This is a genomic window from Glaciibacter sp. 2TAF33, assembly GCF_052114945.1.
GTDB lineage: Bacteria > Actinomycetota > Actinomycetes > Actinomycetales > Microbacteriaceae > Cryobacterium.
On record NZ_JBFRFS010000004.1, the window covers coordinates 15628 to 27947 of the forward strand.

The 12320-nt window shown below is 68.4% G+C and carries 13 protein-coding genes; 1 reads left to right on the plus strand and 12 read right to left on the minus strand.

Translation table 11 applies throughout. The features are described 5' to 3' along the window. Positions 1-8 precede the first annotated feature (8 nt). Together AB4Y94_RS04335 and AB4Y94_RS04340 are read right to left on the minus strand one after the other, a co-directional pair. A complete protein-coding gene (locus tag AB4Y94_RS04335; RefSeq protein WP_441725248.1) occupies positions 9-1196 on the minus strand; it encodes a zinc-dependent alcohol dehydrogenase in 1188 nt (395 codons plus the stop codon). Between the two features lie 78 nt (positions 1197-1274). Beyond that, on the minus strand, positions 1275-2723 hold the full coding sequence (locus tag AB4Y94_RS04340; protein WP_441725252.1) for a lipase maturation factor family protein: 1449 nt from the start codon (positions 2721-2723) through the stop codon (positions 1275-1277). Between the two features lie 79 nt (positions 2724-2802). On the opposite strand from AB4Y94_RS04340, the gene AB4Y94_RS04345 reads away from it, so the two are divergent. After that, on the plus strand, positions 2803-3537 hold the full coding sequence (locus AB4Y94_RS04345; RefSeq protein WP_441725254.1) for a dienelactone hydrolase family protein: 735 nt from the start codon (positions 2803-2805) through the stop codon (positions 3535-3537). Between the two features lie 141 nt (positions 3538-3678). Here the strand turns inward: AB4Y94_RS04345 and AB4Y94_RS04350 are convergent, their stop codons facing one another. The 10 genes from AB4Y94_RS04350 to AB4Y94_RS04395 all read right to left on the minus strand — a co-directional run bounded on the left by AB4Y94_RS04350 (position 3679) and on the right by AB4Y94_RS04395 (position 12286). Continuing rightward, on the minus strand, positions 3679-3930 hold the full coding sequence (locus tag AB4Y94_RS04350) for a carbon storage regulator (protein ID WP_441725256.1): 252 nt from the start codon (positions 3928-3930) through the stop codon (positions 3679-3681). Next, entirely contained in the window at positions 3930-5015 is a 1086-nt protein-coding gene (locus AB4Y94_RS04355; RefSeq protein ID WP_441725259.1) for a hypothetical protein, read from the minus strand. Before AB4Y94_RS04355 ends, AB4Y94_RS04350 begins: the two co-directional genes overlap by 1 nt. Positions 5016-5025: 10 nt before the next feature. Beyond that, on the minus strand, positions 5026-7074 hold the full coding sequence (locus AB4Y94_RS04360) for a flagellar biosynthesis protein FlhA (protein WP_441725261.1): 2049 nt from the start codon (positions 7072-7074) through the stop codon (positions 5026-5028). Position 7075: 1 nt separating this feature from the next. After that, on the minus strand, positions 7076-8194 hold the full coding sequence (locus AB4Y94_RS04365) for an EscU/YscU/HrcU family type III secretion system export apparatus switch protein (protein ID WP_441725264.1): 1119 nt from the start codon (positions 8192-8194) through the stop codon (positions 7076-7078). Beyond that, on the minus strand, positions 8195-8953 hold the full coding sequence (locus AB4Y94_RS04370; protein ID WP_441725266.1) for a flagellar biosynthetic protein FliR: 759 nt from the start codon (positions 8951-8953) through the stop codon (positions 8195-8197). Then, a complete protein-coding gene (gene fliQ / locus AB4Y94_RS04375; protein ID WP_441725268.1) occupies positions 8953-9228 on the minus strand; it encodes a flagellar biosynthesis protein FliQ in 276 nt (91 codons plus the stop codon). Before fliQ ends, AB4Y94_RS04370 begins: the two co-directional genes overlap by 1 nt. After that, complete coding sequence (fliP, locus tag AB4Y94_RS04380) at positions 9228-9998, minus strand: flagellar type III secretion system pore protein FliP (RefSeq protein WP_441725796.1); 771 nt, start codon at positions 9996-9998, stop codon at positions 9228-9230. The genes fliQ and fliP overlap by 1 nt, the downstream gene beginning before the upstream one ends. A 77-nt stretch (positions 9999-10075) precedes the next feature. Further along, positions 10076-10585 carry a FliO/MopB family protein gene (locus AB4Y94_RS04385; RefSeq protein WP_441725270.1) on the minus strand — a complete coding sequence of 170 codons (510 nt, stop codon included), beginning with the start codon at positions 10583-10585 and terminating at the stop codon, positions 10076-10078. A 1-nt stretch (position 10586) separates the two neighbouring features. Beyond that, positions 10587-11285 (minus strand): flagellar motor switch protein FliN, encoded by a 699-nt coding sequence (fliN, locus tag AB4Y94_RS04390; RefSeq protein ID WP_441725273.1) that lies wholly within the window; start codon positions 11283-11285, stop codon positions 10587-10589. Then, the gene (locus tag AB4Y94_RS04395; protein ID WP_441725279.1) at positions 11282-12286 is read right to left on the minus strand and encodes a flagellar motor switch protein FliM; all 1005 of its coding nucleotides are present in this window, start codon (positions 12284-12286) and stop codon (positions 11282-11284) included. Before AB4Y94_RS04395 ends, fliN begins: the two co-directional genes overlap by 4 nt. Positions 12287-12320 lie beyond the last annotated feature (34 nt).

The window sequence follows — 12320 nt, forward strand, 5'->3', positions numbered from 1 at the left end:
CTGTGAGTTCAGTGCACGAGCTCCGGCTTCATCACGACCTTGATGCAGCCGTCCTCCTTCTTCTGGAACAGGTCGTACATGCGCGGCGCTTCCTCGAGGGACACCCGGTGGGTGACCAGGTCGTCGATGCCCAGCGGGTCGGCCGGGTCGTCGACAAGGGGCCGGAGGTCCTCGATCCAGTGCTTGACATTGCACTGCCCCATCCTCATCGCCACCTGCTTGTCGAACATCGACATCATCGGCAGCGGATCGCTCTCGCCGCCGTACACACCGCTGATCGACACCGTTCCGCCGCGACGCACCACGTCCAGCGCCGCGGAAAGAGCAGCCATCCGGTCCACGCCGGCCGTCTTCATCGCTTTCCGGGCCAGGGCGTCCGGCAGCACGCCGACGGCCGCCTGTGCGAAGGCGGCGACCGGCGAACCGTGCGCCTCCATCCCCACTGCGTCGATCACCGAGTCCGGGCCGCGCCCGTCGGTCTCGTCGCGCAGTTCAGCGACCACCTCGTCGTACCAGTCGAAGACCCGGATGCCGTGGCGTGCAGCCATCTCCCGACGCTCGGGTACCGGGTCAACGGCCAGCACCTGGTAGCCGAGATGCCGGGCGATCCGGCTGGCGAACTGCCCGACCGGACCGAGACCGAAGACCACCAGGGTGCCTTCGGCGGGGACGTCGGCGTACTTCACGCCCTGCCACGCCGTGGGCAGGATGTCACTGAGGAACAGATATCGCTCGTCGGGGTGCTCCATGCCAACGGGGATGCTGTTGTAGTCGGCCAGGGGCACCCGGAGGTACTCGGCCTGGCCGCCCGGAACCTGCCCGTACAGCTTGGAGAAGCCGAACAGTGCTGCCCCGCTGTCCTGCTCCCGCACCTGGGTGGTCTCACACTGCGACTGCAGGCCCTGCCGGCACATGAAGCAGTGGCCGCAGGCGATGTTGAAGGGGATCACCACGCGGTCGCCGGGGGCGAGAGTCGTGACCCCGGCGCCCACCTCCTGGACCACGCCCATGGTCTCATGGCCGAGGATGTCCCCCTTGTCGAGGAAGGGCGCGAGCACTTCGTAGAGGTGGAGGTCTGACCCGCAGATCGCGGTCGAGGTGACCTTGATGATCGCATCCGTCGGTTCGAGGATGGTCGGGTCGGGAACCGTCTCGACGGATACCGATCGCTTGCCTTGCCAGGTGAGTGCTCGCACAAGTCTGCCTTCCTGATGGGGTGGTGGCCGTGACGATGCTCACGCTACGCCCGAACCCCGACCGCGCAAGGTGCGCGTTCAGCGCCGCCTCAGTCCTCCCAGCGACACCGGTCGCACGATCTGCGCGATCTCCGTCCGCACCCACCAGACGTGGGCCCGGCGGCGCTCCTGGGCGGTCGAGAACCGGTAGAGGAAGACCCGCGCCCGGATCCAGCGGGGCGGTGCCGTCTCGAACGGGTTCACCCGCAGCATCCGGAGCGTGGGCCTGTCACCCTCGAGCAGCCGGATAATGAGCACCTCGAACCATCGGGCGTCGGGAGTGCCGAGCGCCAGGAACCACATCAGCCAGTCGAGGCGCAGGTGGTACGGCGCAACCTGCGGCGGCATCCGGGACGGGTCACCGGGTTTGCCGCGGAACTCGTAGGCGATCCAGTCGGCCTCGGTGGGACGGTCGGCGGCGCTGCCTTCCACGATGACTTCGAACCGTTCCCTGGTCACCGTTCCGAACGCGCCGTACGCATTGACCAGGTGATAGCGGTTGAAGCTGGCGTTCATCAACTGGTGGCGGGAGAACAGGTTCCGCAGCGGCCGGTAGCTGAGCACGAGCAGGAACGCCGTGACCGCCACCACCACGACGACGAACCAGGTCGGCGCATCGGGCACCGCCTGGCCGGTGTGGCTCCGCACCGTGACCGCCGGGAACACCAGCCGGAAGGCAGAATCGTCGATCCCCGCGAACGCGAGGACCACGGTGATCCAGTTCAGCCAGGCGAAGTTGCCGGTGAACACCAGCCACAGCTGGGTGAGGATGATGACGAGGGCGGCAACGGATGCGACCGGTTGCGGCGCGAACAGGAAGAACGGCACCACGAGTTGAGCGAAGTGGCTGCCGATGACCTCACCACGGTGGAACCATTTCGGCAGGTGGTGCACGAACCAGCTCACCGGGTTCGGCATCGGCTGGGTCTCGTGGTGATAGTACAGCGCCGTGAGGTCGCGCCATTCGCTGCCGCCGCGCATCTTGATCATGCCCGCACCGAACTCCAACCTGAACACCAGCCAGCGGATGAAGACAATCACCGTCACCGGCGGAGCCACCTCACTCGAACCCAGGAACGCAACGACGAAGCCGGCCTCGCAGAGCAGGCTCTCCCAGCCGAACGAATAGAAGGTCTGCCCGACGTTCACGATGGACAGGTAGGCCGCCCAGACCACGAGGAACACCAGCACCGGCAGCCATGGCGGCGCCAGTTGCGGCAGTCCGGCGATGACGGACGCCGAGAGCACGGCACCGGCGCCGGCCAGCGCCCGCAGCATCCGGTCCGAGTAGCGCCAGTGGAACAGGCTCGGAGACTGGCGGAAGGAGATCCGGGAGACGAACCGCGGCGTCGGCAGCAGGCCGTGTTCGCCGAGCAGGACCGGGAACTGGTTGATCGCGGAGATGAAGGCGACGAGGTAGCAGGCTGCGATGCCGCGCTGCAGGACCTGCCGCGCGAGTTCGTAGTCCCCGGCGCTGAACCAGTCCATCGTGGAGCCAACGCTATGCCCGTTGGCCGAGGCTGTCGAGGTCGCGGGGCGGTGTGGGAGCCGGTGCTAACGTGGCGCCATGGGACGAAGCATCGATCTTGACGGATTCACCGGCTACCTGAGCGAACCCGCCGGGGTGCCCCGCGGCGCGTTGATCGTGATCCACGAGATCTGGGGGCTCGTCGACCACATCACCGACGTCGCCGACCGGTTCGCCGCGGAGGGATACCTGGTACTGGCGCCTGATCTGTTCAGCTCGGTCGGCGTCGACGCCCATATCGGCGAGGAACTCCAGCGCGTCATGTTCAGCACCGACCCGGAGGAGCGCAGCGCCGCCCAGCCACGGCTGCGCGAGAAGATGGCGCCGCTGCAGGCGCCCGAGTACTCGGTCTTCGCCGTCGACGCCCTGAAGAAATGCGTCGACTACCTGGTCGGCCAGCCGCATGTGAACGGCCGCCTCGGGGTGATCGGCTTCTGCTTCGGCGGAAGTTACGCCTTTGCCCTCGCCGCCGCCGACCCGCGGGTCCGCGCAGCGGTTCCATTCTACGGTTCGCCGCCGGAACGCGATGAGCTGGGCGCCATCAGCGCAGCGGTTCTCGCAGTCTACGGTGCGAAGGATGAGCGCCTGATGGCCTCCCTCCCTGACCTGACAGCGGCCATGGCGGATGCCGGCGTCGATTTCACGACGAAGGTCTATGACGGCGCCGGCCACGCGTTCTTCAACGACGCCAGTCCGTTCACCTACAACGCCCCGGCCGCCGCCGACGCGTGGACGCGGGCCCTGGAATTCCTGGAGCGTTCGCTCGGGGACTGAGTTCCAGCTCCGTGTTCGGTTCCAGCGCCGCGTTCGGATCGCAATGTAGATCTCGATCTCGCTGAAGTGCGTATAACGCACCGTCGTTGCGCGATTGACGGTGTCTTATCCGCGCCCCACCGGAGAGGCGCAGGCTGTGGATCAGCCCTCGGGCGACTCCGCAGGCGCGAAGCCCAGGCTGGACTTGAGGAGCTCTTCAGCGTCGGCATTCGGCTGGGCCGCGGCGAGATTCGCCTCGGTGACCGCACGAACGACTTCGTCGCGCTGGATCTTGACGCCCTTCGGCGCATCGATCCCGATCCGGATGCTGTCCCCGCGCGCGTCGAGGACGGTGATGACGATGTCGTCACCGAGGAGGATCTTTTCCCCCGGTTTCCGCGTAAGAACCAGCATCAGCCCAGCCTAGCTTGCGAGTTCGTCACACCGGCGGCGCGGCGCCCGGCAGGCGGCAGGTCGCCGTCGATCCAGCCCACCGGAAGCGCCAGCGCGTAGACCGTCTCCGGCGACGACGTGGCCTCGCTCCCGACGACGGCCACCGCGTCGATCAGCAGCTCATCGGCGAGGGCGTGGATCCAGCGTGCGGTGTCGTCCGGCTTGCGGCCCGCGTCCACCGCCACCCAGACCTGGTCGGCGCCGATCGCGCGCACGGCCTCGGCGCAGGCGGCGAGATCGCGGCGGCCACCGTCGTCGATGGCTCGCCCACCGCTCTCCGCCCGGGTGCTGCCGGCGCCGGAGAGCGCCCGGCGGCCGCTGCCGCGGGCGGCACCCGACCCGAGCCCGAACGCGATGAAAAGGGCCTGGCTGCGCTCGACTCCCCTGGCCCGGGCGCCGATGGCACGGCGGCGGTCCCACGCCGGGTCGTAGCCCGGCGCCAAGGCTCCAGCCAGTGCGACATCGCCGGGTGCCCCGGAGAGGCGGGTGCCCCCGCCGGCCATGGACTCCGCGACGGTCAGGGCGTCGTCGTGCAGGCCGATGATGATGACCAGGTCACCGGCCCCGCTGAGCGGCCGGGGAGCGGCGAGTTCGCGCGGACCGGCGACGGCGTGGCTCGGTGCCATCGGCAACGCCGGCGTCGTGTTGAAGGTGAGGTCGTCCATCAGTGCGGCGAAGTCGCCGGAGTCCGTCGACAGGCCGGTGGAGAAACCGGCCGACCCGGGAACCGAAGAACCAGAACCGGAACCGGCGGAAACGGAACCCGGACCCGGGAACGCCTGGCCGTTGACCCGCGCTTCCGCCTCCTCGGCGTCGTCGAGCAGGGCGGCGATGCCGAGCCTGGCCTGGGTGTCGAGCCGGGCGTGTGCGCGACGACCGCGCCGGGTGTCGCCGGCGGAGGCATCCGTTGACCGTACTTCGACCGTCACCTCGAAGTGCTGGCGCGCGAAGAACCCACGGATGCCGCCGACGGTGACCTTGTCGGCGGCGATGATGCGGGCGCCGGGCCCGTGTTCAGCGATCACCTGCGCCTGCAGCTCTGCCATGCTGTGCCCCTCAAGCTGGAATCGCTTCGGCTCCACGGACCACCCCCACGGTCTCGATGCTCACGTTGGCGGACGTGACTTCCTGGTACGACAAGACTGGCAGCCCATTGCTCTGCGCCGACACCAGCCGACGGATGGCGGGGCGCAGCGCGGGCGCGCACACCAGCACCGCGGTGAGCCCGTTTCGTTCGACGTTCGCGACCGATTCGCGGAGTGAGCCGAGGACCGCCTCGATGCGGGCCGGGTCGAGCAGGATCTGGGTGCCCTGCTCCGACGGCCGCATCCCCTCGAGCATCGACTGCTCGAGCACGGGGTCGATCATGATCACGCGCAGCAGATTGCCGTCGAGGTACTGGGCGGTGAGCGCCGGCCCGAGCGCCTGCCGTGCCGCCTCGATGAGCCCCTCCGGGTCGGTCGACACCTTGGCCCGCAGCGACAGGGACTCGTAGATGCGGGCCAGGTCGTTGATCGGAATCTGCTCGACGAGCAGCCCCTGCAACACCCGTTGCACCTCGGCCAGTGACAGGAGGCCCGGGATCAGCTCGTCTACCGCGGACGGGTTGACCTGCTTCACGCCGTCCGTCAGCACCCGCACGTCTTCACGCGTGAGCAGCCGGGCTGCATTGTGGGTGATGATCGACGAGAGGTGGGTGACCAGCACCGACACCCGGTCGATCACGGTGGCGCCGGTCATTTCGGCGCTGTGCCGCATCTCGGCCGGCACCCACTTTCCGGCCAGGCCGAACACCGGCTCCACGGTTGCCGTGCCGGGCAGCCCGTCGAGGGCGTCGCCGAGGGCGAGCACCTTGCCGACCGGGGCGACCCCACGCCCGGCTTCGACGCCGGCGATCCGGATCACGTAGGTCGACATCGGCAGGTCCACACTGTCTCTCGTGCGCACCGGCGGCACGACCATGCCGAGGTCCATCGCGATCTTCCGGCGGAGGGCCCTCACCCGTCCGAGCAGGTCGTCTGAGGCCCCGGAGACCAGGTCGACGAGGTCGGGGGCGAGCTGGATCTCCAGGGCGTGCACCCGCATCTGCTCGATGAGGTCGTCGGTGGTGTCGGTCGTCGGTGCGTTCGCTGCCGCGGCGGCGCTGTCGCGCCCGGCCTGCTCGGACGTCGCCCGTGCCTTGACCCGCTGGGCGATCACAATCAGCCCGGCCCCGACGATGAGGAACGGGATCACCGGCATGCCCGGGATCAGTGCCATCAGGATGGCCGCGGCGCCGGCGATCATCAGCGCGTTCCGCGACTGGGTGAGCTGCTGGGCTGCGGTGGAGCCGATATCGGACTCGGCGTTCGAGCGGGTGACGATCATGCCGGTTGAGACGGCCATCAACAGCGCCGGGATCTGCGTGACCAGTCCGTCGCCGATGGTGAGCAGCGCGTACGTGTCGAGTGCCTCGCCGATCGACAGGCCGCGCTGGAGCATGCCGATCGCGATGCCGCCGACGATGTTGATGATGATGATCACCAGGCCCGCGATGGCGTCACCCTTGACGAATTTGGAGGCACCGTCCATGGCGCCGTAGAAGTCCGCCTCGGCCGACACCTCGGCGCGGCGTTCCCGGGCCTGCACGTCGGTGATCAGTCCGGCGTTGAGGTCGGCGTCGATCGCCATCTGCTTGCCCGGCATGGCGTCGAGGGTGAACCGCGCACCCACCTCGGCGACTCGCTCGGCACCCTTGGTCACGACCACGAACTGGATGACGACAAGAATCAGGAAGATCACGGCACCGATGATCATCGACCCGCCGACCGCGACGTGCCCGAACGCGGCGATCACCTGGCCGGCGTAGCCGTCTCCCAGCACCAGCCGGGTGGAGGCGACATTCAGGCCGAGCCGGAACAGCGTCGCGACCAGGAGCAGCGACGGGAACACGGAGAAGTCCAGCGGCTTCTTCACGAACATCGTGGTGAGCAGGATCACCAGCGCGAGCAGGATGTTGATGATGATCAGCACGTCGAGCAGCACCGCGGGGACCGGCACGACCAGCAGCAGGATGATGCCGACCACGCCCACCGGAACGGCGAGTTTGGCGAGATTTCGGTTCACGTCAGCGACCTCCTGATGCTGTGGCGAGTGTGGGGGCGGATATCGGTGACTGCGTCATGGCGTGGGTGCCGGTCGCTGCTCCCCGGCTTCGGAGCGCCATCACGAACGCGAGCACCTGCGCGACGGCGTTGTAGAGCTCCACCGGGATCTCCTGCCCGATCTCGCAGGCCGCGTGCAGCGCACGGGCCAGCGGGATGTCCCGCACGACGGGCACCTGGTCGGTCTCGGCCTGCTCACGGATGCGCGCGGCGATGGTGCCGGCGCCCTTGGCCACCACCCGCGGCGCCGACTTGCCCGGTTCGTACTTGAGCGCGACGGCGAAGTGGGTCGGGTTCACCAACACCACGTCGGCGGTCGCGACGGATGCGATCATCCGGTTCCTGCTCATCGCCAGCTGCCGGGAGCGGCGCTGCGACTTGATCAGCGGGTCGCCGTCGGAGTTCTTGTTCTCGTCCCGCACTTCTTTCTTGGTCATCCGGGTCTTCTTGCGGTTGCGGCGCATGATGACGAAGATGTCGGCGACGGCGAGGACCAGGCCGGCGATCACCGCGGACTGCAGCAGCGACGAGGATCCGGCACCGGCCGCCCCGAGCAGCTCTGAGACCGGGAGTCCCCCGGCTGTCATCAGCACCGGGGTGAGGCCCTGGATCACCATCGTGAGCACCAGGCCGACCACCGCGGTCTTCAGCAACGCCTTGACCCCCTGCCAGAGTGCCTGGGTGCCGAAGGTGCGCTTCACGCCGCTGATCAGGTTGAACTGTTCGTACTTGCCGGCGGGCTTTTTCAGGTGCACGCCGCCCTGCGCCACCGCGCCGATGAGCACGACAACGACGACCACGATGAACATCGGCGCGATCGTGCCCGCCACCGAGGCCAGCCCGTCGCCGAGCTCCTGCAGGGCGAGTGCCGGTTGCGGGTTCGCGGCGATTTTCGCGATGCTGAACACCTGCTCGGTGCCGGCCCGGGCGCCGGCTTCGATGGTGACCGGCAGCATCGCCGCCGCGGCGCCGATGCCGAGCCAGGCGGTCAGGTCCTGCGACTTGGCGAGCTGGCCCTTGGAGTGGACCTCCTTCATCCGTTTCTCGGTGGCTTGTTCGGTGCGTTCGCCGACGTCTGACATCTACTTCACCCCCATGAGGGCGGCAACGGATTGGCCGGTGAGTGAGGACACGATGCCCGGAAGGGCGGCGAGGATGAGACCGCCGAGTGTCAGGGTGATCAGGATCTTGAGCGGGAAGCCGAGAGCGAACGCGTTGAGCGCGGGCGCGACGCGGGTGAGGAGGCCGAGCCCGGCATCCGCGAGGAACAGCACCACCGCGAGCGGGCCGGCGATCTGCACCGCGGCGAGGAACATCTGGGTGGTCGCGCCGACCAGGGCCTGGGCTGTGACAGCGAGGTCCAGCCCGCCGCCGAGCGGCAGGGCGGTGAAACTGCGAGCCAGCCCGCCGATGATCAGCTGGTAGCCGCCGGAGGCGAACAAAAGCGCCAGCGCGGTCATCTGGAACAGCCGGGTGAACTGGGCGCCGTTGACCATCGACTGCGGGTCGAAGGCCTGCGCCATCTGGAATCCGCCGAACATGTCGATCAGGTTGCCGGCGGACTGCACGGCGGAGAACACCACCATCACCAGGAAGCCGAGCGCCGCCCCGACGACGATTTCAAGCACCAGCGCGGTGATGAACCCGGCGGTGTCCGGCGAGACGTACCCGTCGGTGACGCGCGGGGCCACCGCGAAGGCGAGACCGATGCCGAGCATCCCCTTGATCCGCAACGGGAACGCGTTGTACGAGAACGGCGGCGCGATCACGATGAACGCGGTGATGCGCACGGCAGCCAGCATGACCGCTTCGATCCACTCGAAGTCGAGGGTCAGGTTCATCACCCACCCCCGAGCAGCGACGGGATCTTGTCGAACATCTGGTGCGTGAACGACACCATCTCGGAGATCATCCAGTGCCCGGCAACCAGCAGCGCCAGGCCCACGGCGACGGCCTTGGGCACGAACGACAGCGTCACCTCCTGGATCTGGGTGATCGACTGCAGCAGCGAGACGGCGAAACCCACCACCAGGGCGGTGATCAGCACCGGCGCCGCGAGCTTCGCGGCAATGATGAGGCCCTGCATTGCGATGTCCAGGACGGCGTTGGTGTCCATCAGCCACCGCCCTGGTAGCTGCTGATCAGCGACGTGATGATGAGGCCCCAGCCGTCGACCAGCACGAACAACAGGATCTTGAACGGCAGCGAGATCATCACCGGCGGCAGCATCATCATGCCCATCGACATCAGGGCAGCGGATACGACGAGGTCGATCACGAGGAACGGAACGAAGATCACGAAGCCGATGATGAACGCCGCCCGCAGCTCCGAGATCATGAACGCCGGGATCAGGGTGAGGATCGGGACCGCATCGGCCGAGTCAGGGTTGGGCTGGTCGGCGGCCCGGGTCATCAGGGCGAGGTCTTCCTCGCGGGTGTGCGCGAGCATGAACACCCGTAGCGGTTCCGAGCCGGCGTTGACCGCCTCGGTGAAGTCCGTCTGCCCGTTCAGGTACGGCTGCACGGCGAGCGTGTTGATGTCGGCGATCACCGGCGCCATGATGAACAGCGACAGGAACAGGGCCAGGCCGGCGAGCACCTGGTTCGGCGGGATCGACGGGAGCGCCAGGGCGTTCCGGGTCATGGCCAGCACGACGAAGATCTTGGTGAACGACGTCATCATCAGCAGCAGTGCCGGCGCGACCGAGAGCAGTGTGATGCCGACCAGGGTGACGATGGCCGATGACGGCGCCCCGTTCGGGCCGTTGATCTCCACGGTGAGTCCGTCACCGGCATCCGTTGGCGTGGCCGGGCCTGTGGGCGGCGTCGGGTCGACCGGGGCCGCGTGCCCGGCGTGGGCGCTGAGCATGAGCACCGCCAGGATCATGGCCAGGCCCAGCAGGATGAGGACGACGATGCGCACTGACCGCGTGCGCCGTGCTTCGTGACCGAGCGCGGCGGTGTTCACCGGCCCTGCCGGAGCACGGCCGCTGTCTGCTGCCAGGTTGCCGGTGACAGGATCGAGCCGCCCAGCTTGCCGGGCTTGGTGCGGTCGCGGCGCGGACGGAAAGCCAGCACCGGGTCAAGCTGGGGGTCCAGCGGATCGTGGGCCGCGGCATCCGTCAGCGTGCGCGCGAACGCGGCACCGCTGTCGGTGATCGAGGTCTCGACAAGCTCGACCACCGGTCGTCGAGCCTGTCGAGACACGGCCACCGCGGCCTCGCCAGGGCCGGCAGCGCTGTGCAGCACGTTCACCGACTGCTCGGTGACGCCGAGCACGAACCGGGTGCCCTCGACGTCGACGACCACAACGGATGCCTTCTGGCCGATCCCCTGCCGGCCGACGACGGTGACCAGGCTGGCGTTGCGTTTCGCGGTGGAGCCGCGGGTCACTCGACGTTGCACGTACCACAGCAGTCCCAGCACGACGGCGAGGGACAGTGCGACGCGCACCGCGACGAGGAAGGTGTCCACTTTACGAGAGGCCCTCTGCGACATCGAGGATGCGGGTGATGCGAACGGCGTAGTCCTGGTCGACGACGACGATCTCGCCGTGGGCGATGAGCCGTCCGTTCAGCAGCACGTCGGCGGGCGCGCCGGCCGAGCGGTCCAGCTCGATCACGGCGCCGGGCTCGAGCGCCAGCACGTCGCGCACCGACATCCGGGTGCGCCCGATCTCAACGGTGAGCGCCATCTCGACGTTGTTGATGCGGCCCAGCTTGCCGACCACCGAGTCGTGGGTGAAGCGGTTGCTGTCTGCCATGCCGTTCGCCCTGACTCGGATGGCGAACCAGCCGGCGGCCAGGCCGTTGTCGGTGAGCTCGAAGACGACGGTGTCGGGGTCGGCGAACAAGGCCGACGCATCATCCACAACGGCCTCGCCGAGCACTCCCGTGCCGAGGACCCGGGCCGCGCCCTCGAGTGCGGGACGGAGGACGTCGCCCGCGGAGACGAGCGGCGAGTCGGTGCCGGCGGCGGCGCGCAGGGCGTCCGTATCCGTCACCACGACCGCCAGGTCAGCGGATGTCGCTCCCACGAACGAGGCGATGGTCGCCTGCGGCACACGGCCTGCCGCGGCACCGGACGACTGCCGCGCCTGCAACTGGGTGGCGGTGGGCAGGAGGGCGACCAGGGCGTCGACGGCAGCATTCTGGAGGGTCTGGGTGGCGCTCATTGGAAGGTCTCCGGGGTTCTGGGAAGGACGATGTCTGTTCTTCGTTCTGCGCGTCGGTCGGAGCTTCCGCCCGTCTGCGCGCGGTCGGTTTTGCGGCGGTCACGCTGGGCGAGTTCGGTGCTCGGCGGGTCGTTCGACGTGATGACGCAGGCCAGGCGGGAGCCGTTGGCACCGAGCGCGGCGCGGGCCATCGGCTCGCCGCCGACCGCGACATCGAACGGGCGGTGCTCCGGGTGCGGGATGGCCAGGATGTCACCGACCGCGAGCCCCAGGATGCGGCTGGGGAGCACGCGGGCCGGGGTCAGCCGCAGGGCGACCTCGACCGGCACCCACGCCATCTGGGCGTGGATCAGCTCCCGCGCGTTCGCCGTCGTGCTGGTGGGGTTCGCCTCCCCCAGTTGCGGAAGCAGCGCCTCCGCGGGGAGGGCAACGGTGGCCTGCGAGGAGCGGTCGCCGACGCGGATCTCGAAGGTGGCCACGATCATGAGGTCACTCGTGGCCGCGGCCTGCGCGAACTGCGAGTTGTATTGGATTCCGTCGACCGCGATCCGGTTGATCAGCACTGTCCCGAGTGAGTACCGGAGGTCCTCGAGCGCGTCGTCCATCAGCCGGCGCACCAGCGCCTGCTCGATCTGGGTGAACTTGCGCTCCGAGTCGACCTGGCTGCCGTTTCCGCCGAGCATGTGGCCGACCCACGACAGCGCCGCCGAGGTTGAGAACTGGATGACGGCCTTGGCGGGGATCTTCTCGACAGCGCAGAGCACCATTGCGGTCGTTGAGGGAAGCGATGCCGCGTACTCGTCGTACGTGCACATGGTGACTTCTTCGCAGCTCACCTGTGAGACGACCCTCACCTTGGCGGTGAGCTGGGTTCCCCACTGCCGCGCGAACGTTTCGAAGGCGAGCTCGAGCACGCGGGTGTGCTCGMGGGCGAGGGTGGTCGGGCGCCGGAAGTCGTATGTCTCGACCGTCTTGTTTCCGCGCGCGGGCACGCCACTCACCGTTTGTTCCTGGACCGTCACAACGGGCACTATC